Annotated in this window: 27 protein-coding genes; 13 read left to right on the forward strand and 14 right to left on the reverse strand. The window is 60.8% G+C overall.

Annotated features, from left to right (window positions below; genetic code table 11):
* Positions 1–75: 75 nt before the first annotated feature.
* Complete coding sequence (locus B5527_RS13360; RefSeq protein ID WP_079601712.1) at positions 76–768, reverse strand: GntR family transcriptional regulator; 693 nt, start codon at positions 766–768, stop codon at positions 76–78.
* Between the two features lie 315 nt (positions 769–1083).
* On the opposite strand from B5527_RS13360, the gene B5527_RS13365 reads away from it, so the two are divergent.
* Together B5527_RS13365 and B5527_RS13370 are read left to right on the forward strand one after the other, a co-directional pair.
* Complete coding sequence (locus B5527_RS13365; protein ID WP_079601713.1) at positions 1084–3213, forward strand: acetate--CoA ligase family protein; 2130 nt, start codon at positions 1084–1086, stop codon at positions 3211–3213.
* Positions 3186–3482: a DUF1236 domain-containing protein gene (locus tag B5527_RS13370; protein WP_079601714.1), complete on the forward strand. Its 297-nt coding sequence runs from the start codon at positions 3186–3188 to the stop codon at positions 3480–3482. Before B5527_RS13365 ends, B5527_RS13370 begins: the two co-directional genes overlap by 28 nt.
* A 78-nt stretch (positions 3483–3560) precedes the next feature.
* On the opposite strand, the gene B5527_RS13375 is transcribed toward B5527_RS13370, so the two are convergent.
* The 3 genes from B5527_RS13375 to B5527_RS13385 form a co-directional block, all read right to left on the reverse strand.
* Entirely contained in the window at positions 3561–3923 is a 363-nt protein-coding gene (locus tag B5527_RS13375; RefSeq protein ID WP_079607258.1) for a VanZ family protein, read from the reverse strand.
* Between the two features lie 85 nt (positions 3924–4008).
* Complete coding sequence (locus tag B5527_RS13380; protein WP_079601715.1) at positions 4009–4623, reverse strand: thiamine pyrophosphate-dependent enzyme; 615 nt, start codon at positions 4621–4623, stop codon at positions 4009–4011.
* An 8-nt stretch (positions 4624–4631) separates the two neighbouring features.
* On the reverse strand, positions 4632–5219 hold the full coding sequence (locus B5527_RS13385; RefSeq protein WP_079607259.1) for a thiamine pyrophosphate-binding protein: 588 nt from the start codon (positions 5217–5219) through the stop codon (positions 4632–4634).
* A gap of 194 nt (positions 5220–5413) precedes the next feature.
* On the opposite strand from B5527_RS13385, the gene B5527_RS13390 reads away from it, so the two are divergent.
* From B5527_RS13390 to B5527_RS13410, 5 genes are all read left to right on the forward strand, one after another.
* Complete coding sequence (locus B5527_RS13390; RefSeq protein WP_079601716.1) at positions 5414–6382, forward strand: Bug family tripartite tricarboxylate transporter substrate binding protein; 969 nt, start codon at positions 5414–5416, stop codon at positions 6380–6382.
* Positions 6383–6386: 4 nt separating this feature from the next.
* Positions 6387–7286: an amidohydrolase family protein gene (locus tag B5527_RS13395; protein WP_245332601.1), complete on the forward strand. Its 900-nt coding sequence runs from the start codon at positions 6387–6389 to the stop codon at positions 7284–7286.
* Between the two features lie 14 nt (positions 7287–7300).
* Positions 7301–8350 (forward strand): hydroxyacid dehydrogenase, encoded by a 1050-nt coding sequence (locus B5527_RS13400; RefSeq protein WP_079601717.1) that lies wholly within the window; start codon positions 7301–7303, stop codon positions 8348–8350.
* 240 nt (positions 8351–8590) lie between these two features.
* Positions 8591–8761: a hypothetical protein gene (locus tag B5527_RS13405; protein WP_154072203.1), complete on the forward strand. Its 171-nt coding sequence runs from the start codon at positions 8591–8593 to the stop codon at positions 8759–8761.
* A 152-nt stretch (positions 8762–8913) separates the two neighbouring features.
* Positions 8914–9126, forward strand: coding sequence for a hypothetical protein (locus B5527_RS13410; RefSeq protein ID WP_079601719.1), 213 nt, complete (start codon positions 8914–8916; stop codon positions 9124–9126).
* A 36-nt stretch (positions 9127–9162) separates the two neighbouring features.
* Here the strand turns inward: B5527_RS13410 and ald are convergent, their stop codons facing one another.
* Complete coding sequence (gene ald, locus B5527_RS13415) at positions 9163–10278, reverse strand: alanine dehydrogenase (RefSeq protein WP_079601720.1); 1116 nt, start codon at positions 10276–10278, stop codon at positions 9163–9165.
* A 140-nt stretch (positions 10279–10418) separates the two neighbouring features.
* Between ald and B5527_RS13420 the strand changes: the two genes are divergently transcribed.
* Both B5527_RS13420 and B5527_RS13425 read left to right on the forward strand, forming a co-directional pair.
* The gene (locus B5527_RS13420; RefSeq protein ID WP_079601721.1) at positions 10419–10910 is read left to right on the forward strand and encodes an Lrp/AsnC family transcriptional regulator; all 492 of its coding nucleotides are present in this window, start codon (positions 10419–10421) and stop codon (positions 10908–10910) included.
* Between the two features lie 126 nt (positions 10911–11036).
* Entirely contained in the window at positions 11037–13004 is a 1968-nt protein-coding gene (locus B5527_RS13425) for an alpha amylase C-terminal domain-containing protein (protein ID WP_079601722.1), read from the forward strand.
* Here the strand turns inward: B5527_RS13425 and B5527_RS13430 are convergent.
* The 8 genes from B5527_RS13430 to coxB form a co-directional block, all read right to left on the reverse strand.
* A complete protein-coding gene (locus tag B5527_RS13430) occupies positions 13001–13912 on the reverse strand; it encodes a heme o synthase (protein ID WP_079601723.1) in 912 nt (303 codons plus the stop codon). The two genes, B5527_RS13425 and B5527_RS13430, sit on opposite strands and share 4 nt — an antisense overlap.
* Positions 13913–14043: 131 nt before the next feature.
* On the reverse strand, positions 14044–14469 hold the full coding sequence (locus B5527_RS13435; RefSeq protein WP_079601724.1) for a c-type cytochrome: 426 nt from the start codon (positions 14467–14469) through the stop codon (positions 14044–14046).
* A gap of 36 nt (positions 14470–14505) precedes the next feature.
* The gene (locus tag B5527_RS13440) at positions 14506–14799 is read right to left on the reverse strand and encodes a GYD domain-containing protein (protein WP_079601725.1); all 294 of its coding nucleotides are present in this window, start codon (positions 14797–14799) and stop codon (positions 14506–14508) included.
* A 33-nt stretch (positions 14800–14832) separates the two neighbouring features.
* The gene (locus B5527_RS13445) at positions 14833–15234 is read right to left on the reverse strand and encodes a cytochrome C oxidase subunit IV family protein (RefSeq protein WP_079601726.1); all 402 of its coding nucleotides are present in this window, start codon (positions 15232–15234) and stop codon (positions 14833–14835) included.
* 9 nt (positions 15235–15243) lie between these two features.
* On the reverse strand, positions 15244–15966 hold the full coding sequence (locus B5527_RS13450) for a heme-copper oxidase subunit III family protein (RefSeq protein WP_079601727.1): 723 nt from the start codon (positions 15964–15966) through the stop codon (positions 15244–15246).
* Between the two features lie 16 nt (positions 15967–15982).
* The gene (locus B5527_RS13455) at positions 15983–16687 is read right to left on the reverse strand and encodes a cytochrome c oxidase subunit 3 (RefSeq protein WP_079601728.1); all 705 of its coding nucleotides are present in this window, start codon (positions 16685–16687) and stop codon (positions 15983–15985) included.
* Positions 16684–18459, reverse strand: coding sequence for a cytochrome c oxidase subunit I (gene ctaD, locus B5527_RS13460; RefSeq protein WP_079601729.1), 1776 nt, complete (start codon positions 18457–18459; stop codon positions 16684–16686). The genes B5527_RS13455 and ctaD overlap by 4 nt, the downstream gene beginning before the upstream one ends.
* Positions 18460–18533: 74 nt before the next feature.
* Entirely contained in the window at positions 18534–19367 is an 834-nt protein-coding gene (gene coxB, locus B5527_RS13465; RefSeq protein WP_079601730.1) for a cytochrome c oxidase subunit II, read from the reverse strand.
* Between the two features lie 491 nt (positions 19368–19858).
* On the opposite strand from coxB, the gene B5527_RS13470 reads away from it, so the two are divergent.
* Positions 19859–20758 (forward strand): DUF2189 domain-containing protein, encoded by a 900-nt coding sequence (locus tag B5527_RS13470; RefSeq protein WP_079601731.1) that lies wholly within the window; start codon positions 19859–19861, stop codon positions 20756–20758.
* A 194-nt stretch (positions 20759–20952) separates the two neighbouring features.
* Here B5527_RS13470 and B5527_RS13475 read toward each other — a convergent pair whose 3' ends face one another.
* Entirely contained in the window at positions 20953–21945 is a 993-nt protein-coding gene (locus B5527_RS13475) for an SGNH/GDSL hydrolase family protein (protein ID WP_079601732.1), read from the reverse strand.
* Between the two features lie 169 nt (positions 21946–22114).
* Between B5527_RS13475 and B5527_RS13480 the strand changes: the two genes are divergently transcribed.
* The 3 genes from B5527_RS13480 to B5527_RS13485 are packed head-to-tail and all read left to right on the forward strand — an operon-like array spanning position 22115 to position 24579.
* Complete coding sequence (locus B5527_RS13480; protein WP_079601733.1) at positions 22115–22570, forward strand: hypothetical protein; 456 nt, start codon at positions 22115–22117, stop codon at positions 22568–22570.
* A 21-nt stretch (positions 22571–22591) separates the two neighbouring features.
* Positions 22592–22741 (forward strand): DUF5989 family protein, encoded by a 150-nt coding sequence (locus tag B5527_RS45310; RefSeq protein WP_172842555.1) that lies wholly within the window; start codon positions 22592–22594, stop codon positions 22739–22741.
* An 8-nt stretch (positions 22742–22749) separates the two neighbouring features.
* Positions 22750–24579 (forward strand): carbamoyltransferase family protein, encoded by a 1830-nt coding sequence (locus B5527_RS13485; protein ID WP_079601734.1) that lies wholly within the window; start codon positions 22750–22752, stop codon positions 24577–24579.
* The last annotated feature ends 44 nt before the right edge of the window (positions 24580–24623 follow it).

Genomic DNA, 24623 nt, shown 5'->3' on the forward strand with positions numbered 1-24623 from the left:
GTCTCCCTGATCGTTTCTTGATGAAGACGACTTCGTCGTCCTCTAAGTCGCCGTTCCCAGTGAACGGCCGGTTATTTAGAACAGCTCTTGGCCGTGGGCTTCCACATAAGCGGCCAGGCCGAGCGTGTGATCGCGCGCCCGCTTTTCCGCAAGCTCGGTATCGCGTTCCTCGAGTGCTTCGATGATCGCCATGTGCTCGGGCAACGACGTTGCGGTGCGGTCGACGCGTCCGATCGTCAGCTGCCGGTAGCCGCGCACGTGCAGCAGGATGTCGTTGGTCATATCGACCAGCACCGGCGACTCGCTGAGCGAGATCAGGGCCTGATGGAAAGCAATGTTGGCCTTCGAATATTCCTCGACGTGATCCTGCGGCAGGCGGTCCTTGCCGAAATTCCTGAAAAAGTCGCGCAGCGCGGAAATGTCCTTTTTGCGCGCGGTGGTCGTGATCAACCGCGCGGCCATGCTTTCGAGCGCGGCCCAGGCCCGGATCATGTCGACGATCTCGCTCTTGGTGCGGCGTACGACGATAATGCCGCGGCGCGGCACGGTCTTGACGAAACCGTCCTGCTCCAGCATCGCGATCGCCTCGCGGATTGGAGTCCGGCTGACGCCGAGGCGCTCCGATAGCGCCCGCTCGTCAAGCATCACTGGTTCGGGCGTCGCGTAGATGTCCATCTTGAGGATGGCTTCTTTCAAGGCCTCGTAGGCCTTGTTCTTGAAGCTTGTCTCCGGCACAATTCGGACGATTGCAATCTCTGCCTCGGCCATGATGGGCTGCGCCTCATTTGTTGCGTCAGGGGCACGACAAATTTCCCCTTGGGAGAAGTCACAATATCGAAATTATTTTTGGCATACCAAATGCCAGAATGTCAAGTTACGCATATTTTCAGTACTTCCATTCGATGGCGCGCCTTGACAACTTCGTTTCTGGCATACCAAATGCCATAATGCAGCCAAGCCAACGAACGCGGACCCGCGTTCGCCTTCACCGGGAATACCGATCGAGTATACGCAGATAATCGTGGTCCTGGTGGCCGCGCGCGTTGCCGCCGGATTAAAAACAGACGTCAAGGAGGAAAGCTAATGTCGAATTCTAAAGATGCGGTCCGCAAAATACTCGATCTCGTCAAAGCGGACAAACGCACAAGCCTGACGGCGCCGGAAGGCAAACTGGTGTGCGACGCGTACGGCATTCCGGTTCCTAAGGAGGGCGTGGCCAAATCCGCCGCCGAGGCCTCGAAGATCGCGACCGACATGGGCTTTCCGGTGGTCATGAAGATCGTCTCGCCGGATATCCTTCACAAGACCGAAGCCGGCGGCGTGATGGTCGGCGTCAAGACCGCCGCCGACGTCGAACAGAACTACGCGACCATTCTGGCCAACGCCAAGAAATACAAATCCGACGCCAAGATCGAGGGCATCCAGGTGCAGCAGATGCTGACCGGCGGCACCGAGGTCATCATCGGCTCCATCACCGATGGATCGTTCGGCAAGCTCGTGGCCTTCGGCCTTGGCGGCGTGCTGGTCGAGATCCTCAAGGACATCACCTTCCGTCTCGCGCCCGCCACCAAGGCTGACGCGTTGTCGATGCTCGACGGCATCCAGGCCCATGACATGCTCAAGGGTGTGCGCGGCGGCGACCCGGTCAGCCGCGACGCGCTGGCCGACATCATTGTCAAGGTATCGCAGCTGGTCAGCGATTTCCCGGAAATCGTCGAACTCGATCTCAACCCGGTATTCGCCACGAAGAAGGACGCGATCGCCGCCGACGTGCGCATCGTCGTCGACTACGATTACAAGCCGCGCCCGGCGCCGCGTCCGACCGAGGAAATCGTCACGGCGATGAACCGCATCATGCAACCGAAAGCGGTTGCCGTGATCGGCGCGTCCGCCGAGGACGGCAAGATCGGCAACTCCGTGATGAAGAACCTCATCAACGGTGGCTACAAGGGCGACATCTATCCGATCCACCCGAAGGCAGCCGAGATCCTGGGCTACAAGGCCTACAAGAGCGTCAAGGACGTTCCCGGCGTGATCGACACCGCTGTGTTCGCGATTCCGGCAAAATTCGTCGCCGGTGCGCTGGTCGAATGCGGCGAGAAGAAAATTCCCGGCGCCGTTCTGATTCCTTCCGGCTTTGCCGAAGCGGGCGCGCCCGAGTTGCAGGCCGAGATCGTCGAAATCGGCAAGAAGTACAATGTCCGGCTGATGGGGCCGAACATCTACGGCTTCTACTATACGCCCGCCAATCTCTGCGCCACGTTCTGCACCGCCTACGACGTCAAGGGCAGTGCCGCGCTGTCGTCGCAGTCCGGCGGCATCGGCATGGCGATCATCGGCTTCTCGCGCTCCGCCAAGATGGGCGTCTCCGCGATCGTCGGCCTCGGCAACAAGTCCGATATCGATGAGGACGATCTGCTGGCGTTCTTTGAGCAGGATCCGAACACGACGATCATCGCCCAGCATTGCGAAGACCTGAAAGACGGCCGCGCTTTCGCCGAAGCCGCCAAGCGCGTCTCCAAGAAGAAGCCGGTAGTGGTGCTCAAGGCGGGCCGCACCTCGGCCGGCGCCAAGGCCGCTTCCTCGCATACCGGCGCGCTCGCCGGCAACGACAAGATCTACGAGGACGTCCTGAAGCAGTCCGGCGTGATCCGCGCCCGCAGCTTGAGGCAGTTGCTCGAATTCGCGCGCGGCATTCCGGTATTGCCGACGCCGAAGGGCGAGAACGTGCTGATCATCACCGGCGCCGGCGGCTCGGGCGTGCTGCTTTCGGACTCGGTGATCGACAACGGTCTGTCGCTGATGGCGATGCCGCCGGATCTCGACGCCGCGTTCCGCAAGTTCATCCCGCCGTTCGGCGCCGCCGGAAACCCGGTCGACATCACCGGCGGCGAGCCGCCGATCACCTATGTCAACACCGTCAAGCTCGGTCTGTCCGACGAGCGCATCCATTCGCTGATCCTCGGCTACTGGCACACCATCGTCACGCCGCCGATGGTGTTCGCCCGCAACATGGTCGAGGTGAAGAAGGAGATGGAGGCCAAGGGCTTCGTGAAGCCGATCGTCGCCTCGCTCGCCGGCGACGTCGAGGTCGAGGAGGCCGCCGAATATCTCTACCAGAACGGCATCCCGGCCTATGCCTATTCGACCGAACTGCCGGTCGAGGTGCTCGGCGCCAAGTACAAATGGGCACGCGGCGCAGGCCTGCTGTAAGATTCTGCTCAACAAGGTTTCCAGAAATGCCGTCCGGTTCTCCGGGCGGCATTTTTCTTGCTGTCGGCGCGGGCATGGAAATCCCGAACGCCGTGATCACGTCGGTTCAGCGCGAGCGCGTGCCGTCGGTCACGCTGCAGGAGCGGGTGGTCGTGGGCGTCGAGCTTTGGCCGGTTCCGAGCTACAGCGAATATCGCTATGCTGTCGTCAACGACCGTCGGGTGATTGTCGAACCGAGGACGCGCCAGATCATCAAGATCATCGACTAACCAAGCAGCAGGCCTGGTCAAGCAATGGGCCTGGAAATTCATCCTCGCGGGACTTTTTCCCCCGCGGAGATTTTTCTGTCAGGTCGCGCCGGCGCTGGATCGGCGCGATCGCTGAATGACCCAATCCATGCCGGCCGCGACGGCGAGGCCTGCACAGGCCGCCAGCGCATCGACCACGAAATCCTCGAATCTGGCGTGCCTTCCCGGGGCCCAGAGCTGCAGGATTTCGATGATGCCGATCGTCACGACGGAGATCACGGTCGTGAGCAGCCGGTATCGAGTATAGGCAAAGCCAAACGCCAGACCGACCAGAACGAACGCGAACGCATGCTCGCCGTCCTGACCGAGGTCCGAATGCGGCCGGAATTGGGGCGGTCCCAGCGTCGCGAAGGTCACGGCAGCGGCCAACAGCCAGGCGAATATCCGTAAGATGGTTGTCATCGAGACGAGATAACACAATTCATCGGTCGGATATCCCTTTGATGCGAACTTGCCATGCCGTGTAGTTAATGAAGCCTGCTTGAGTTTATAACGGCTGCCGCGCGCCGAGGCCAACCATGAAGCGCTCCCTGATCTGGACGGGATCCCTGCGGGTGGTTCCCACTCCCGGCTTGTCGTCGATGCGAACCCCGATCAGCGTCGGCCCGGAAGCGGACAGGGACAGATCGACCAGACGCTCAAAATCCTCTTCGTCGGCCGCCCAGGCGCTGTTGGACAGGCCGCAGCCGGCGGCGATTGCAACGATATCGGAAACCGCGGCGGCGGGGGTCGGCTGTGCGCCGGTGATCTGGTAGACGCCGTTATCCATCACGACCATGGTGAGATTTTTCGGCTTCAGCGTCGCGATGGTCGATAGGCACCCCATCTGCATCAACAGCGAGCCGTCGCCCTCCAGCGCGAAAACGCGACGCTTGGGCTGGGCCAGGGCGACGCCGAGCGCAATCGGGAAAGCGAGGCCCATGCTGCCCAGCATATAGAAATTCTGCGGGCGATGGCCGGCAGCCCACAGGTCGAAATTGGTATTGCCGATGCCGCCGACCACGGCTTCGTCGTTCTTCAACTTGGCGACCAGCCGCGAGGTGAGATCGAACCGGTTCATCACCTTGGTGTTGCGGGCAGGGGTGTTTGCTGGCTGGTTCATGTGGTCGCTCACTTGTCGAACACTTTGCCGCCGGTCAACAGCGGCGACAGGATCAGCGCCACCGGCGCCTGCGTGGTGATGGCCTGCTTGATCGATCGGTCGACGATGAACTCGAACTCGTCGAGCCGGGTCGCGGTGTGATGCTCCATCGCCAGCGAGTCGAGCACCGGCCGCATGGTGCGGCAAACCAGCGACTGCCCGTAATTGAATTCACCGAGCGTGCCGCGTTCGGACACGAACATGATCAGCGGAATCTGGTAGGGGATCGCCAGCGAGGCCAGCACGTTGGCGAGCGTGGCGAAACCGGAAGTCTGCATCAGCACCGCCCCCTTCAGGCCGCCCATCCAGGCACCGGAGACGATCCCGACGGCTTCTTCCTCGCGCGCGGTCGGGAAGGTGGTGAAGAACGGATCGGCGTGAATATTCTTGATCAGCGTCGTCAGCACGCGGTCCGGCACATAGGGCACCAGTCGGATGTCGTTGCGCTTGAGCGCTTGCAGCACCACCTCGTGCCAGGCCTTCTCATTAGAAGCCTTCTCGGGAGCAGTCTTCTCGTCCAAGCTCCCCGGCGAGGTTTGTCCCTCGGCAGCCGCCATCGAATTCTCCCTTAACCCCGCGACATCCTTGGTTTGCGACGCGGTCGCGGCCACCTGTCGAGGCGCCGAAACTTGACGCGATCTCCGGGATTGTCAACATGCCCCGGCCGTACCCGTGATCTGCGCCGCGCGGCGGTGGCGAAGGTCTGCCGGCGTGCGATAAAGAAGCAACAAAGAATATCGGGGAGGAGACCATGGGCAGCTGGTTCCGGATGGTTGCCGCAGCGGTGGCGGCGTTTGCTGTCGGCGGTATCGCGCAGGCACAGTCGCCATTTCCATCGAAGCCCGTGCATATTTTCGTGCCCTATGCGGCCGGTGGCGCGGTGGACATCCTCGCCCGGACGCTCGGCGACGTGGTCTCCCGGCAATGGAATCAATCGGTCGTCATTGAAAACCGTCCCGGTGCGGGCGGCGTGCTCGCATCGCAGGCGCTCGCTGCCTCGGCGCCGGACGGATACACCTTGATCGTGGTCGCGAGCGGCCACCCCACCAACGCGTTCCTGTATGCAAAACTTCCCTACGACACCTTCAAGGACTTCACGCCAATTTCGCTGTTGGCGTCATCTCCCAATATCCTGCTGGTGAAAGCGGATTCCCCGTTCAGGACGGTTGCCGACGTGATTGCGCAGGCGCGCGCCAAACCCGGGAGCCTTTCCTTCGGGCACGCCGGCAACGGAACGTCGACACATCTGGCCGGAGAACTCTTGAAGAACCTCGCGAGGATCGATCTCAATGCGATTCCCTACAAGGGAGGCTTGCCTGCGATCAACGATCTCCTCGGCGGGCAGATCCCGATGTCGTTCAACAACGGTCCCGAGTCGGTCGGGCAGATCGCGGCCGGAACGGTCCGAGCGCTCGCCGTCACCACCGCATCGCGGACGCCGTTTCTGCCCGACGTCCCTGCGATGGCCGAGACCGTGCCGGGCTATGACACCGAAGTTTGGTGGGGGCTGCTCGGACCCGCCGGCATGCCGCCCGATCTGGTCGCAAAACTCTCGCATGATTTCGTCGCGGCCTTGAACACGGACGCCGTCAAGGAGCGCCTGAGTAAGCTCGGCGCATCGCCGATCGGCAGTTCGCCGCAGCAATTCGATGCCAAGATTCATTCCGACTACGAGAAATGGGGCCCGATCATCAAGGCCGCCGGCATGAAGGCCGAATGAGGCGATGGCAGCACCGATGATTCGGGCCTGCCTGCCGCCGCGAGAGGTCACCCGGCCGAAAGCACCGCCGCCGCCGCCCAACGCCTGCGATACCCACGCCCATGTGTTCGGGCCGGCGACGCGGTTTCCCTATGCCGAGGACCGCAGCTACACGCCGCCGGACGCGCCGCTCGAAAACTATTTGGGCATGCTCGACAGAATAGGCTTTGCCCGCGGCGTGCTGGTGCAGGGCAGCGCGCATGGCCGCGACAATTCAGCCATGCTCGATGCCCTGGCGCAACGGCCGGACCGCTTGCGCGGTGTAGCGGTGGCCGACGCCGACGTCGCGCCGGCTCTCTTGCGCGAATGGAATCGCCTCGGGGTTCGCGGGCTACGCTTCAATCATTTTTTCCGCGACGGGCAATTGCATTATCGCGGCGGCGTGCCGCTATCGGTAGCGCGGACGCTCGCGCCTGAAATCGCCGAACTCGGCTGGCATCTTCAACTCTGGATCGACGTGAAAGATTTGCCGGAGACGATTCCGGCTCTGAAATCGCTGGGCCTGCCGGTCGTGATCGACCACATGGGCCGCACCGATGCCCGCGCGGGCACTGGCACGGAAGGTTTCCAGAGCCTGCTGCGCGCGGTCGGCGACGGCTGGTGCTGGGCCAAGCTCTCCGGCGCCCACCGCCTCAGCCGCGCCGCGCCTGATTATCCCGATGCGCGGCCGTTTCATGAGGCGCTGGTCGGTGCCAATCCGGAACGGCTGGTGTGGGGCGGCGACTGGCCGCATCCGCGCGTCGAGGGCGAGATGCCCGATGCCGGCCATCTGTTCGAATTGTTTCAACGATGGACGCCGGATCAGGCGGCGCAGCACAAAATCCTCGTGGCCAATCCGGCAAAACTCTATGGATTTCCAAACTGAAGGTCGCAGCAACAATGTCCGTCAACAACAAGCGCGTGTTCTACGTCAAATATCTGCCGAACGAGATCTATGCCGAGATCCTGCGGGCACGGCCCGATGTGCGGCTCGACCGGCTCGAGAACGAAAGCGCCGACGAGGTCTCGGCGCCGATTCTGGCCGCGGCGCACGCCTATCAAATCGGCGCGGCGCGCGATGAACTCGCGAGCCGCTTCCACGTCGGCGAAGACCTGCTGGTCCGCGCGCCGAACCTGCTGATCGTCTCCAGCAACGGCGCCGGCTACGATCCCGTCGACGTCGAGGCCTGCACGGCAGCGGGGGTGCTGGTGGTCAACCAGTCCGGCGGCAATGCCCATTCGGTGGCCGAACACGCGCTGGCCATGCTGCTCACGCTGTCGAAACGAATCCTCGAGGCCGACCGCGCGCTGCGCCGCGAGGCGAATGTGAGCCGCAACGCCCTGATGGGCACCGAGGCGCAAGGCAAGACCATCGGCATTGTCGGGATCGGCAATGTCGGCCGCCGTATCGCCGCACTCTGCGAGGGCCTGCTCGGCATGAAGGTGCTGGCCTATGATCCCTATCTTTCGCAGGCTGAAATCGCGGCGCGGGGCGGTGAAAAAGTCGAACTGGACGATCTGTTGCGCCGTTCCGATTACGTCTCGATCTCCTGTCCGCTGGCCAAGGATAGCCGCGGCATGATCGGCGCGCGCCAATTCGCGCTGATGCAGCCGCATGCCTATTTCATCACGACGGCGCGGGGATTTATTCACGACGAAGCCGCGCTGGTCGAGGCGCTGCGCAACAGGCAGATCGCGGGTGCCGGCCTCGACGTCTGGGCCAAGGAACCGCCGCCGCCGGACCATCCGCTATTGCAGTTCGATAACGTGATCGCGAGCCCCCACACGGCGGGAGTCACCACGGAAGCGCGGATGAACATGGGCAGGATCGCCGCCGAGCAGATGCTCGAGGCGCTCGACGGCAAGCGGCCGCCGCGCATGATCAATCCCGAGGTTTGGCCCCGCTACGCCGCGCGCTTCGAGCGGACCTTTGGATTCGCCCCGGGATAGCGGCCAGACGACGTCGACAGGGTCGAAGGCAGAGCCAATGACCATGGTCATTATTATCATCCAGCACACGCCGCTCGGGCGCGGCTGATCCGCACGATCGCCGCGCTCGGAATTTTCGCAGAAAAGATTTCCATCGCGGTGGTGTGATCGCAGCAATAAATCCACCGTGGATTGGTGGTCAGACGATGGCGCCGTTGCTATTTTCGCGGGGGCCTCGACACGCTTCTCGGGCGGAGCCAATTGTTTCGCAAGCGCTTGTTGCTTGCCGGAACGATTGTTTTGCCGGCGCGAAGGAAGGTCCCGATGCAACGGTTGAGTTCACTGCTGCGCGCGACGCCGTCCCGGATCGGACGCTGCCTGGCCCTGATTGTCGCGATTGCGGTGGCCAGTCTGCCGGCCGCGGGCGCCTGACCCGCCGCACCTGTTACCGTCGGCGACGCCGGCCGCAGGGCTGCGCGCCGGCGATTTTTCCCGTCGAGATTTGCTTGCGGTCAAAATGATGTCCACCGACCATGCGAGGATATCAATCGATCTTTGAGGCTGCGGGGCGAGAGGAGGGATCCATGTCGCGATTTGTGGTTCGATTCATGAAGGACGTGCTCGGCGAAAACGGCCGAGAGGCGGAGGTCTGCCAGGGCATTCTGGAAGTTGATGCTCCAAACGAGGGCCACGCGGCGGAACTGGCCAAGAAAAGATTCTGCGAGGCGGGAGAGCTGCACCACTGGTCCCTGCACGCCGACCGTATCCAGATCAGGCAAGCCGATTTTCCGACCTGAAGATCGTCATGCAAATGACCGGCGCACGCCGCCGGTTCACGCGGCGATCGGCTCCTCGACCGGCAAGAACGACAGCCCAAGACTCTCGGCGACCGCCTTGTTGGTTATGCGGCCGCGGTGAACGTTCAGGCCCGCCCGCAGATGGGGGTTCTGCGTCACGGCCTTGAAGCCGTCGCGCGCGATCGCCAGGCCAAACGGCAGTGTCGCGTTGTTGAGGGCCTGGCTCGACGTCAGCGGAACCGCGCCGGGCATATTCGCCACGCAGTAATGGATGATCCCGTCGACCTGATAGGTCGGGTCGGCGTGCGTCGTCGGATGCGAGGTCTCGAAGCAGCCGCCCTGATCGATCGCGACATCGACGATCACCGAACCCTGCCGCATGGACTTCAGCATCGGCCGGGTGACCAGCTTTGGCGCGCTCGCCCCGGGAACCAGAACCGCGCCGATCACGACGTCGGCGGCAAACACCTCCTGTTCGACCGCCTCGATCGTGGAAAAGCGGGTCCGGACTCTTCCCTGGAAAAGTTCGTCGAGTTCGCGCAGCCTCGGAATCGACCGGTCCAGGATCGTGACTTCCGCACCGAGCCCGACCGCCATCCGCGCCGCGTGGGTGCCGACGACCCCGCCGCCGATCACTACGACCCGGGCGGGAACGACGCCCGGCACGCCGCCGAGCAGAAGGCCGCGGCCGCCCGCGCTGCGCTTCAGCGCCGAGCCCGCCGCTTCGATCGCAAGCCGTCCGGCGACCTCACTCATGGGAGCGAGCAGGGGCAGGCCGCCTTTCTCATCCGTGACCGTTTCATAGGCGATCGCGGTGCAGCCTGAGGCCATCAGGCCTCTGGCCTGCTCGGGGTCGGCCGCCAGATGAAGATAGGTGAAGAGTATCTGGCCCTCGCGCAGCTGCGACCATTCGCGGGGCTGGGGCTCCTTGACCTTCACGATCATGTCGGCAGTGGCAAAAACTTCGGCCGCGGTGCCGGCGATAACGGCGCCGGCCTTGCGGTAGGCGTCGTCGGTCGCTCCGATGCCTTCACCGGCCTTGGTCTCGACGACGACGCTGTGGCCGGCGGCGACATATTCTCGCACGGTACCGGGGGTGAGGCCGACGCGATATTCGTGGATTTTGATTTCCTTTGGAACTCCGACGCGCATCGCTGGGCACTCCCTTCTTTGAAACTGCCTTCCGAATCTACGCCAGATTCAGGTTTGAAACCTTGCGATTTCGGTGATTTGATGTGGCGTGTTGCTGAAAACCGGCATGATTTTCGACATTCGCGCAGGAATCAAAACCAATGAAGCTCGATCATATCGATACGACCATTCTGTCGGAACTCGCGCTCAACGCCCGCGCGAGCCAGGTCGAACTCGCCGAGCGTGTCGGCCTGTCGAGTACGGCAATCGCCCGCCGGCAGAAGGTGCTGGAGGAAGAGGGATTCATCCGCGGCTATCAGGCCGTTCTCGATCTGGCGCGGTTCGGACTTTCCACCACCGTTCTCGTCAGGGTGACCCTTGAAAGTCAGAACGAAGACGCGCTGAAATCGTTCGAGGCCGCCGTCGTCGATTGTCCATCGGTGGTTCGATGTTTCCTGATGTCGGGAAGCGACGACTACATCGTCATCGTCCTGGCGCGCGATATCGAGGACTTCGAACGTATTCATCGAACCGAGCTGTCGCGGTTGCCGCGGGTGGCGCGGATCCAATCGAGTTTTGCGATGCGCGAGGTCGTGAACCGCGCTGTGCCGCCGGTGATTTTCGGTTCATCGCGCAGGCGTGTGAAGACGTAGTAAGTGTGAGCCGCCGTCGCAATGCGCAGACGCGTGAAAGCGCACAAGATCTTCTGTATGATATTCGCATGACATCAGCAGATGGATCGTGAGGAATGCGTGCGCGAAGCGGATTGAGGTTGGACCATGCTTTCGCAAGACAACATTTCATCGACAACCCGGACCGGCGCGGAGCTTGTCACCGGCGGGGCATCCTTTCGGTTCTGGGCGCCGCGCGCCCTCGCGGTGTACCTCAACGGTATCTTTGGCGACCAGGTCTACGATCGACAGACCGAAGACCGCCTTCTGAAAAAAGATGCGTCGGGCTATTGGACCGGCTTTCAGATTGGCGCACAGGACGGCGATAGATACCGTTTCTGGGTGCAGGGCGAAGGATCGAGCGGATACAAGCGCGACCCGTACGCCCGCGAACTCGCTCCGGACGGCTTTCCAGACAGCTTCGGCATCCTGCGTGAGGCGAACAGTTTTCCCTGGCACGACGACGGTTTCGTGACGCCCGATTTTTCGGACATGATCGTCTACCAGCTGCACGTGGGCACCTACGCCATTCGCAACGTCGGGGTCTGTGCGAACTTTCTGGATGTCGCGCGCAAGGTTCCCTATCTCGCCGATCTCGGAATCAACGTGCTGCAGCCGCTTCCGATCGACGAGCAGGAGACCAGTCCCTCCATGGGCTATGGCGGCGCGGATTTGTTTTCACCGGACTTTCCCTATATCGCGGTCGCGGATCTGCCCGACTATCTCGCTGCGATCAACGGCTTGTTGGCCGCAAGGCAACGGACCCCGCTTGCGCTCAAGGATATTTCCTCCGGACCGGGACAATTGAAGGCGCTGGTCGACCTCTGCCATGTCTACGGCATCGCGGTGGTCTTCGACGTCGTTTATAACCACGCCGGCGGCTTCGACGTATCCGGGCAATTTGACGATCACTGCCTGTACTACGGGGATCGTGTTCCGAACAAAGGCAATAACAACGACAGCCTCTATTTCACCGATCAGGATCGCGGGACCGGCGGTCTCGCATTCGCGCTGTGGAACGCCGACGTCTCGCAATTTCTGTTCGACAACGCGATGTATCTTCTCCGGGAGTTTCACGCCGACGGGTTTCGCTACGACGAAATCAGCACGCTGCTGTCGACCAACCAGGGCAGCGGCTGGGAATTCTGCCGCGCGCTGACGACGAAACTGCGGAGTTTCAAGGATCGCATCCTGCAGAATGCCGAGTTCTGGCCGCGGGAATTTTCAGACATCCCGGCAACGGCGCTGCCGGTGATCGCTCCTTCAAGCACCGGCGGCCTCGGTTTTGACGTGGTGCAGCACGATTATCTGCGCAGTGTCGTTCGCAGCGCCGTGCAGGCGGCGTCGCGCGGAGCCGACGCCCCGGTCTCCGTATCCGCCATCGCCGCTGCGCTTTATCCGCCCACCTTCGACCACGCGTGGCGAGCCGTCACCTGCATCGAAAACCACGATCTCGTCCTGACGGGACGCAGCCCGCGTATCCCGGTGCTGGCCGATTCCTCCAATCCCCGCTCGTGGTATGCGCGCAGCCGCAGCCGGGTCGCCACCGCGCTGTTGCTGACTGCGCCGGGCATTCCCCACCTCTTCATGGGCCAGGAATTCCTCGAGCAGATGCCCTGGGACGTTCTGCCGAACGGTCCGAACCTGTTGTCGTGGGGGGCTCTCGTTACCGATCGGGCGATGGGCGATCATCTGCGCTTCACGCGCGACCTGATCCATCTGCGGCGAAACCTGCCCGCGCTGCGAGGCGACAACGTCCACGCATTCTACCAGTCGGACGGCGATCGCATCCTCGCCTATCACCGCTGGCTCGAGGGCACCGGACAAGACGTCATCGTCGTCGCGTCTTTCGCGGAAACTACGCGGCAGGGGTACGATCTCGGTTTCCCCGCCGCGGGATTTTGGGCGGAAGTGTTCAACAGCGACCTCTACGACCATTGGGTCAATCCATGGGTAGCTGGAAACGGGGGAGGCATCCATGCGGACGAGAAGCCCTTGCACGGCTTCGCAGCTTCCGCCTCGATTGTCATTCCGGCCAATAGCGTTGTGGTTTTTGCCCGAGGTCCGGCGAACTAGTGGGATTGAGCGTAGGGCGCGGCATCTATCAGCAGCACACCAAAAAGGAAGACCAGATAGAGCATCGAAAACACGAACAGGCGACGAGCAGGCCGCCTTTCCTTGTCATTGCTCCGACGTACCTGCCATGCGAGAAAAATCATGATCGCTCCAAGCATCGCCGCAGCCGCGCCATAGATGGCCCCGGCGAACCCCAGTGCCCAGGGTATCAGTGAGGTCGGAACCAGAACAACGCTATAGAGAAGAATCTGGCGCTTTGTTTCGGCCCTGCCGGCTACGACCGGCAACATCGGCACACCGGCGCGAGCATATTCTCCGGCAAGATTGAGCGACAGTGCCCAGAAGTGGGGTGGCGTCCAAAGGAAGATGATCAGGAACAGGATGAGCGGTTCGAGCCCGACATTTCCGGCGGCCGCAACCCAGCCGATCACCGGAGGGAGTGCGCCAGCCGCACCGCCAATGACGATATTTTGCGGTGTTCGGCGTTTGAGCCACATCGTGTAGACCACGACATAGAAGAAAATTGTGAAAGCAAGCAGTGCAGCCGCGGCCATGTTCAGCAAAGTGCCGAGGGCCAGAATGGCGCACAGGCCAAGCGTCAGTCCGAAAACCAGTGCTTCCGAGCGCGCTACACGGCCGCTCGGAATTGGACGCATGGCGGTACGCGCCATCACCGCATCGATGTCGGCGTCGTACCACATATTGAGGGCACCTGCGGCGCCAGCTCCGGCAGCTATGCAAAGAAGAGCAACGACACCGTTAAAGGGATCGATGCCGCCTGGTGCGACCATGAGGCCGACTAGTGCGGTAAAGACGACCAGCGACATGACGCGCGGTTTCGTCAGCGCGACATAGTCCCCGATGTTGGCATAGCTTCCGCGAAGGAGAATTGAACGGTTGATTTGCATGAGATTAATACCTCGGCTTGCAAGCGACACGGCGATGTCTTTCAGTCTGATACTCAAAAGCCGTCGGTTGTAGAACACTCTTGTCAGGCAGTTTCCGAAAGGCGGCAGACCGGATTTCGCCGACTGCGCCGCTACTGCACCTTCGCGAGCTTTCCTTCGGCAGGGACAATCCCGGCCCCCTTCTTTCCCGTAGAATCGAACTGTTTGAGGTAGGCGACGATATCGTCAATTTGCTTCGGATCTTTCAAGCCTGGAAAAGTCATTTTGGTACCAGGTATCTTGGCCCGCGGATCCCTAATGTATTCGCGGAAGGTTGCTTCATCCCAGGTGATACCGGAATTCTTGTTCGCGGTAGAATAGCTGTAGCCTTCGATCATCCCGGCCTTTCGCCCGAACAGCCCGTTGAGCACCGGGCCAACTGCGTTCTTCGCGTTCTCCCCAATTTGGTGACACGCCTTGCATTGGACGAAAATCTTCTCGCCCGAAGCCGCATCCTGGGCATACCCAGGGACGATTGCGAAGATTCCGGCTCCGAGTACGAGAACGGAACTGCGCATCCGTCGGTAGCTGTTCACGAGCACACCCTGAGTTGACTAGCCCAGCGAGTTGATGATTTCCCGATAAGCTGCTTCGGGAAACGCTTTCAGCGTGCGCGTCCGGATGTTTCCCATCATGCCCAGCTGCAGGCTGAAACGCGCCGCAACAGCGTCGTCCGGAGCTTCGAAGATCGCGACCATGTCATAGTCGCCCATGGTCAGGTAGAAGGATTTGAACTCGCCGCTCATCTCTTTGAGAGCTTTCTTCGCCGCGTCCAGACGACGTGGCGATTCCTTCGCCTTCAGAATGCCTTGCTCGGTCCAATTTGCAAGCATGACATAGGTGGTCATAGCCGTCCTCCTTCTGGTACGAGGCAATGGTAGCTACGCCGTCGGCGCGAAAAATATGACCCGGAGCAGATGCGTGTAGTCGGATTCGAACACCATGATTGCCACGAATACCAACACCAGCACCGGCGGCAACAGGATGGCATAGGCCAAGGCCAGCCGCTCCCAGGCCATGTGCATGAAGACGGCGACGATCAGACCAGCCTTCAACACCATGAAGAGCAGGATCAGCGACCATCTGAGATAGCCATGGAGGCCAAAATAGTCGACGAGATAGGAGCAGGTGCTGAGAACGAACAACCATCCCCAGACCACGAGATAAAGCTTGATCGGATGCTGCTGGCCCTTTGTGTGCGTGGTTGCTGATGCGGGTACGTCATGCACGTGAGCCTGCAGCGAATGTTGCTGTCCTTCCAAATGTACTGCGACGTTTGTCATGCGGCGACCTCACCAGAGATAAAAAAGGGCAAAGATGAACACCCACACAAGATCGACGAAGTGCCAGTACAGGCCGGTGATTTCGACGATCTCGTAATGCCCTTTCCGGCTCGTGAAAAAGCCGCGCCTTTCGACATCGAAATCTCCCCGCCAAACCTTTCGCGCGATGGCGATCAGGAAAATCACGCCGATCGTCACGTGCGTGCCATGGAAGCCGGTGATCATGAAGAAACTTGAACCAAACTGGGCCGCGCCCCAGGGGTTGCCCCAGGGCCGGACGCCCTCCATGATCAGCTTGGTCCATTCGAACGCCTGCATTCCGACGAACGTTGCGCCGAATGCCGCTGTGGCCAGCATCAAGGCCGCGGTTTTCACGCGATCGCGGCGATAACCGAAATTGACGGCCATCGCCATCGTCCCGCTGCTGCTGATCAAGATGAAGGTCATGATAGCGATCAGGATGAGCGGGATTTTCTTATCTCCGATCGTGAGGGCGAAGACTTCGCTGGGGTTGGGCCACGGCACGGTCGTGGACATTCGCGCCGTCATATACGACAGCAGGAAGCAGCTGAATATGAAGGTGTCGCTGAGGAGGAAGATCCACATCATGGCCTTGCCCCAGGAGACATTCTTGAAAGCGCGCTGATCCGAGGACCAGTCGGCGGCGATGCTTCGCCAGCCTGCAATCCGCGCAGGCGATTCTCCCGGGTTTGTAAGCGCCGTTTCTGCCATCTGGTCCTTGCCCTCCCTAGCTCAGCAACTGGCGACAGATGTCGACGAAATTGTCTGTCCAGCCCGTCAGCAGGCCGAGCAGGACCAGCCAGACCAACAGCAGGAAATGCCAATAGATAGCGCAGAGTTCCACGCTCAGGCGCACCTGGGCTACCTCAGTGCCGCGCCACACCCTGGCGGTCGTTCTGCCGAGGGCCACGAGACCGCCCATCAGATGCAGACCGTGCATCGCGGTGATCAGGTAGAAGAACGAATTGGCTGGATTGGACGCCACGAAATACCCCGCGACCCTCAGCTGTTGCCACGCCAGGAGCTGCCCAATCAGGAATGTGACGGCGGATGCTCCGCCTGCGCAAATGCCGATAATTACGCCGTCCATGTCGTTCCGGCGCGCGGCCAGGTACGCCCATTGCAGCGCGATACTGCTCGTGATCAGAACGCCCGTGTTGAACCACAGCAGCTTGGGCACCGGCAGCGACCGCCAGTCCACCATGTTCATGCGCATGGAGTAAGCGCTGATGAAGAGTGCGAACAACGAGCCGACGACCGCGAGAAACACGCCCAATCCGATTTTCGCCGGCGGCAGGGACGAAGGGCGCTCCTCGCGCCAATCGGCGATTACTCCTTCCTCCAGCCAGGGTTTGGCTCCCAGCCGTTGCTGCGAGAGCCACCATCCCGCGATCGCCGCTATTCCAGCCATGAACAGGATAATGGCGCTCACGGGTGGGCCCCCTGCGCCGATAATGTGGCCGGCGGTTCATTTTGCGGCACGAAATCCCTGATGGCGCCGGGTACGCTGTAATCGTAGGCCCAGCGATAGACGATCGGGAGCTCCTTGCCCCAATTGCCATGTCCCGGCGGAGTCTGCGGTGTTTGCCATTCCAGCGACGCGGCTCCCCAGGGATTGGAGCCAGCCTCTTTTCCTTTGAACACGCTCCAGATCAAATTGAACAGGAACACAAGCTGGGCGAAGCCGACAATCAGGGCTGCCACGCTCATGAACGCATTGAGGTCATGGGCGGATGCCGGGACGAAGGCCGTTTCGCCGATGTCGTGATAGCGGCGGGGCATGCCCAGCAGGCCCAGATAGTGCATGGGGAAGAAAATCGCATAGGCCCCGAGGAACGAGACCCAGAAGTGGAATCGTCCAAGCGCCTCATTGAGCATTCGTCCGGTGACTTTCGGATACCAATGATAGATGCCGCCGAACACGGCCATGATCGGCGCAATGCCCATCACCATATGAAAGTGGGCGACAACGAACATCGTGTCAGACAACGGAACGTCCACAACCACGTTGCCGAGAAACAGGCCGGTCAGGCCGCCGTTTACGAAGGTGATGATGAACGCAAGGGCGAACAGCATCGGGATCGTGAGATGAATGTCGCCGCGCCAAAGGGTTAGTACCCAGTTGTAAACCTTGATGGCGGTCGGGATGGCGATGATGAGCGTCGTGGTGGCGAAGAAGAACCCGAAATACGGGTTCATGCCGCTCACATACATGTGGTGCGCCCATACGACGAAGCTGAGGGCGCCGATTGCCACGATAGCCCAAACCATCATGCGATAGCCGAAGATGTTCTTCCGCGCGTGGACGCTGATCAGATCGGAAATGATGCCGAAGGCCGGCAAGGCGACGATGTAGACTTCGGGGTGGCCGAAGAACCAGAAAAGGTGCTGGAACAGGATCGGGCTGCCACCTCCATACTTCGTCAGCTGCCCCATCTCGACGAGTGTGGGCATGAAGAAGCTGGTTCCCAAAAGGCGATCGAGCAGCAGCATCACCGAGGCTACGAACAGCGCCGGGAAGGCCAGCAGCGCCATGACCGTGGCCGTGAAAATGCCCCACACCGTCAAGGGCAAACGCATCAAGGTCATGCCGCGCGTGCGCGCCTGCAGCACCGTCACCACGTAATTCAGCCCGCCCATGGTGAAGCCGATGATGAACAGGATCAGAGAGGCCAGCATGAGAATGATGCCCCAATCCTGCCCGGGGGTGCCGGAGAGAATCGCCTGAGGTGGGTACAGCGTCCAGCCGGCGCCGGTGGGCCCGCCGGGCACGAAAAAGGTCGAGACCAGCACCACGACCGCGAGCAGGTAGACCCAGTAGCTCAGCATGTTGACGTAGGGGAAAACCATGTCGCGGGCGCCGACCATCAGCGGGATGAGGTAATTTCCGAAACCTCCCAGAAACAGCGCGGTGAGAAGATAGATCACCATGATCATGCCGTGCATGGTGATAAACTGAAGATATTCGTTCGGATCGATAAACGAAAACGTGCCGGGGAACCCGAGTTGCAGGCGCATCAGCCATGACAGCACCAGCGCAACCATTCCGATGGACAACGCCGTGATCGAGTACTGGATGGCGATAACCTTGGCGTCCTGCGAAAAGACGTACCTCGTCCACCAGCTTTTCGCATGGTAGAGCTCGACCTCACCCACTTCGGCCGGCGGGACGCCTGCGACTGTGTCAAACGGGATATCGACCATCGGAATACCCTCCCTGGTCTCCTGTTCAGCGAAGAGTCCGCCTCACGATATGCAGCGTCTCCTCGTCGGTACTTTCATTCGCTTCCTGACTTGTAGGCCGCTTTCGCGACGTCGCGCTGCCCCGATAACTTGGCGAACGTCTTCTGCTGCTCCAGCCACGCGTGATATTCTTTCTCTTCCTCTACGATGACCTTGCTCCGCATCTGCGAATGTGCGGCACCACAGAGTTCCGCACAGAGAACCTCGAATGTTCCGGTGCGGGTGGGCGTGAACCAGTAATATGTAACTGAGCCCGGTATCATATCCATCTTCGCCCGGAACTCGGGCACATAGAAATCATGGAGGACGTCAATTGAGCGGAGCAACACCTTCACCGGTTTCCCAACCGGCAGGTGTAAATCGTCGTTTTGAATGACGACGTCGTCTTGCCCGCTGGGATCGTCGCGATTCAACCCCATAGGATTGTCGGAACTGATATTGCGGGCATCGGTAGTGCCGAGCCGGCCGTCCTTTCCGGGAAGCCGATAACTCCACATCCACTGTTGTCCCATGACCTCGATCTCGGTGGCACCGGCGGGAACCGTGACGAACTGGTGCCAGACTACCAGCCCGGGTGCCAACATGGCTGCGACGCCGATTGCAGTCCCGACGCTGAGCCACCATTCGAGCTTCTTGTTTTCGGGATTGTAGGCTGCCCGCCTTCCCTCCTTGTGCTGAAAGCGAAAGACGCAATAGGCCATGAACGCGACGACCGCGAAGAAAACCGCTCCGGTAATCCAGAACGTCAGGGTGATCGTGTCGTCGATGTAGCGCCAGTTTGAGGCGATCGGCGTCCACCACCACGGGCTGAAGAGGTGAAACAGCACCGAGGCGACAGCGACCAGGAGCAGTATAAGCGCTACAGCCATCCCTTATGCATCCTTGCCATTAAAGACAGCGGATACGAATTAAAGGGCGGAGCTCACACCTGCCGCGATGGCGGACTTCATCTTCGCCATCGTCGTGCCTCTTGCCTCGCCCATTCAACCGGTCGCGGGGGCGTTCAGAATCTTAGGATGGTCCCCGTCAAGCCTGCCGTCAATAGCTCAATAGAGGGCTAGGTCCCGCCCTGGTCTGGCGGGTGTAGTGCACAATCCGACGAGCATGCGCCGGCATCAATCGTGGTGATGCAATGCAACAAGCGGTGTGTGCAGGTGCACAATTGACCAACAGTACGTGCTATTTTGCTTCCATCGCGCTAAGTTCACTGCACCGGTCGCGACGGGTGTCGTCCGGCAAAGCTCCTTCTCGTTGAACTTGATTTGCCGGGCTCGATCGCGATTTTCGCGCAGGAGGCTGTTTGCGCGCGATTTGAGGGCGCGCCGTTTTCCCCTGCGACCACGAGCAAGGAGACCGGGCCATGGCCACACAGTATTTCGCAAGACCTAAACTGCAACTGTTCGGCGTCTCCAGCGCATTCGTCGTTCGCAAAATCGGCCTTTCCGACTTGAGCGACGCGCTGCGCCTGGGCTGGGAAGACTTCAAGGCCATACCAACTCACGCCGTTGTCTTGTGCGTAATTTATCCCATTCTCGGTCTTGTTCTGTTCAGACTGGCCCTTGGCCATTCCGTGCTGCCGCTGCTGTTTCCGCTGGCCGCCGGTTTTACGTTGATTGGTCCTTTTGCGGCGCTCGGTCTCTACGAGCTCAGCCGCCGCCGCGAGCGCGGCGAGGAGGCCGCTGCGTGGCACGCTATGCACGTGCTGCGCGCACCGTCTTTCGGCGCCATTCTCGGACTCGGCGCGCTCCTGCTCGCCCTGTTTGTGACCTGGATCGCAACCGCCGACGCTATCTACATTGCAACATTCGGCCACGCTGCGGCTGCAAGCATTCCTGATTTCGCAAGGCGCGTGCTGACAACGCCGGAAGGTTGGTCGCTCATCATCGTCGGCTGCGGCGTCGGCTTCCTGTTCGCCGTTGTGGCCCTGTGCATTAGTGTTGTGGCGTTTCCGTTGATGCTCGACCGGCATGCGTCTGCGATAGACGCGATCCGGGTGTCGCTGCGGGCAGTGAAGGAGAACCCGCTTCCGATGGCCGTATGGGGGCTGATTGTTGCGATACTGCTGGTGATCGGTTCGCTACCGTTCTTCGTCGGTCTCGCTGTCGTTCTGCCAGTGCTTGGTCATGCCACCTGGCATCTTTATCGGAAGGTGGTGGAGCCTGACCCGAATCCCCCACAAGAAGAGCCCCGCCCACCAATAGGTCATCGCTATGCGGCAGATTTCCCGGCCTCTCTCTTCCCGTGGAGTCATGAGCGCTAGACCAGCCTTGGCGGCCGCAAAGGCGGCGGCGGCAAGAAAGGCGTGGATGGCCGGGACAAGCCCGGCCATGACAAGTGAATCATTTGCAATCTCTTGGAAAAAGGCCTGAAAATGTCGGCAGAGCAGCGCGGCAACGCCGCGCTCGATCCACGAGGCCATGGGATGCGCCGTCAAGATTCGGACCGGCGCAGATACTAACGGGACACGTTATCGGCTTTGCCAACGTGGGTTTCGGACAGCAGTCCCGACAGACGTTCGGCGACGAGCTTCTGGCCAGCCGGCGTCCAGTGGCCGCCGTAGAGGGGGGAATAGGTTTCGGCTCCGTCGAAGGTGACGAAAGGAATCCGCTCGGCCTGCAGATGCTGAATGAGCTTGTCATCGCTTGTTTGAAGACCGACGACCAGTCTGGCCCCGTGGGCTTCGACGAATTCATGCATCTTGCTGACGATCCGCTCCGTTGGATCGGGCACGTATAATTGCGGATGACGTATTTCCACATAAGCGAATGCGGCCGCCCGGGCGAGCCACAAGTGACGCACCAGCCAGTTCTGCTTGATGTATAACTGGCGTGATGTGGGAACCGGCTGTCCGCGCAACACCAGCGCGCCATCCGCGGCGGTGGCGAAATAGGGTTTCTGGTAACCGTCGTATCGAACGTTGGTGCCGTTATCCAACCGGTCATTGTCCGTGCAAAATATCAGCACCACCACCGCGGGCTGGATCGTCGCCCATATCCGCCGAAGCAAAAGATATTCCTGGTCCGTGCCGTACCCCGAGACGCCGGCATTTACGATTGTAAAGCCGGAGAGCCGGCTCCTCAGCAAGTCGGTAAAGCGTTCATCGGCTTCGGCGTCGACGCCCCAGACAAACGAATCTCCCACGAACAAAATCGTCGGCCGGGCATCGCGCTCGTACTCGATGTCCCGGAAGCCGAGGCTGTTGTGCTGTGCATGGATCGTCCGCGCATTGGTAACCACGGAGCTTGAGTTGGGTATCGGCGCCCATCCCAATTCCGCGTCGTAGCGATAGGTCAGCGAACGCTCGCTTGCGCCTTCCCGCAATATGCGCAAGTCGACGATGCGAAGTATGATCTCGATCGCTGCAAGCGTCGCAAGCGTTATCAACAATGTTACACAGGTCGACCGCAGCGTCTGGCGAACCCGTTCACGCGTGATAGACTGCTTCATTCCGTACCTGCACAGCGGTGGATCAGTACCAATTGTGTGCGTGGCGGGCTCGTCAGTGTTGCGGGAACAATGCCATGGGGGCATTCTTCAAGCAAACTTATTACTGCGCCAATGAAATTTGAGCGCGCCGGCGCTCCCTGGAATACTGCACGCTATTTGGAGTTCGGGCATGACTGGTGGCACCCCCCGATGGAGAGCGACGCACGCGACTCACGAAGTGTTTTTCCGCGACGAAGAAGTGTCGGGCGGATCCAACCGTTCGTTCGGGGTCGTGATGGCTAGCGCGCTGGCGGCGGTGAGTTTGTTGAATGTCTGGCATTCGGGCCGGCTGTGGCCATGGACAGGCGGACTGGCCGCGCTGCTTCTGGCGGTGGCATGGCTTCGGCCCTCGATCCTTGGCCCGCTTAATTCGATATGGCTGCGGCTCGGACTGCTTCTTCACCGGGTGGTCAATCCGATCGTGATGGCGCTGCTGTTCTATGGCACGGTCTTGCCGACCGGCCTTGTCATGCGCTTGAAGGGAAGGGACCTGTTGCGGCTCAAACGAGAACCGGATGCGGTGAGTTACTGGATCGTGCGAGATCCTCCCGGGCCGTCGCCGGAGACCATGAAGGATCAATTCTAGAAGGCATTATAAGGACAGCACATGGAGTTGGTGGCCGAGCTTTGGCGGTTTATGCGGGTCCGCAAGAAATTCTGGCTGTTGCCGATCTTGATCATGATGGTGGTATTTGGCGGACTGGTCGTGCTCACCAAGGGCTCCGTGATCGCGCCTTTCATCTACACGCTCTTCTAGGCAACGCGGTGCGGATCCTCGGTATTTCCGCATTCTATCACGACAGCGCGGCCGCGCTGATCGATGAGGGGCGGATCGTCGCGGCGGCGCAGGAGGAGCGTTTCACCCGCCGCAAGCATGACGCCGCGTTTCCACACAACGCCATTGCCTATTGTCTTGCCGAAGCCGGAGTCAGCGCCGGCAGCCTTGACCACGTCGTGTTCTACGACAAGCCTTTCCTCAAATTCGAGCGATTGCTGGAAACCTATATCGCGATGGCGCCGCGCGGGTTTCGTTCCTTCAAGATGTCAATTCCGCTCTGGCTGCGGGAAAAGCTGTTTCAGAAAAGCCTGCTGCGCGGCGAGCTCGAGAAATTCTGCGGAGATTTCGACAAAAGCCGGCTGTTGTTTTGCGAGCATCATTTGAGCCACGCGGCCTCGGCGTTTTATCCGTCACCGTTCGACAGCGCCGCCGTGCTCACCATGGACGGGGTCGGCGAATGGGCCACCACCTCGGCGGCGATGGGCAACGCCAATCGCCTCGAAATATTCCAGGAAATCCATTTTCCGCATTCGCTCGGGCTGCTCTACTCCGCGCTGACCTACTATACCGGCTTCAAGGTCAACTCCGGCGAGTACAAGGTGATGGGGCTCGCACCTTACGGCGAGCCGAAATACGTCAAACTCATTCTGGACAATCTGATCGATCTCAAGCCGGATGGCTCGTTCCGGCTCGACATGTCCTACTTCGACTATTGCACCGGTTTCACCATGACCAACGATCGCTTTGCCGAATTGTTTGGCGCGCCGGTGCGAAATCCCGATCAATTGCTGACGCCGTTCCACATGGATGTCGCGGCCTCGATCCAGTCGGTGCTGGATGAGGCCGTGCTGCGGCTGGCGCGCAGCCTCGCCAAACAGTCCGGATCGCGAAACCTCTGCCTTGCCGGCGGCGTGGCGCTCAATTGCGTCGCCAACGGAAAGGTCCTGCGGGACGCCAGCTTCGACAACATCTGGATTCAGCCGGCCGCGGGCGACGCCGGTGGCGCGGTGGGAGCCGCGCTTGCGAGCTATCATCTTTTCAAGGACCAGCCACGCAAAACCAATGGCGCGGATGCAATGTTCGGCGCGTATCTCGGTCCGAGCTTCCCGCAGGAGGAGATCGAACGGAGAATGACCGCGTCGGGGGCAAGGTTCGCCGTGCTGGACGAAGCGGACATGATCGAGACGACGGCTCAGGCGATCGCCGGGCAAAAAGCGGTCGGCTGGTTTCAGGGCCGCATGGAATTCGGCCCGCGCTCGCTCGGCGCGCGCTCGATCCTGGGCGATCCGCGCTCGCCGGCAATGCAGAAGAACCTCAACCTGAAGGTCAAGTATCGAGAGAGCTTTCGGCCCTTCGCGCCAGCCGTGTTGCGCGAGGACGCCTCCGAGTGGTTCGACCTCGCTTGCGACAGCCCGTACATGCTGCTTGTCGCCGAGGTCCGGCAAGACAAGCGTCGTCACATGACGGCGGATGAACAGGCATTGTTTGGGATCGACAAGCTCAACGTATCGCGCTCGGAAATTCCAGCCGTGACGCATGTCGATTATTCGGCCCGCATCCAGACCGTGCACAGCGATACCAACCCGCTGTTCCACAAATTGCTCAGCCGGTTTAAGGCGCTGACGGGCTGTCCGATCCTGGTCAATACCAGCTTCAATGTTCGCGGCGAGCCGATCGTGTGTACACCCGAAGATGCGTTCCGCTGCTTTATGGGCAACGAACTTGACCTGCTCGTCGTCGGCAACTGCGTATTGCAGAAGACTGATCAGGATCCAGGTCTCAGGAGCGACTACAGCCTGTCACTGGATGCCGACTGACGCCGGAGCTTCGGCAACGCCTGTTTACTGCCTTCCCTGGCCGG

This window comes from Bradyrhizobium erythrophlei (assembly GCF_900129425.1).
GTDB lineage: Bacteria > Pseudomonadota > Alphaproteobacteria > Rhizobiales > Xanthobacteraceae > Bradyrhizobium > Bradyrhizobium erythrophlei_C.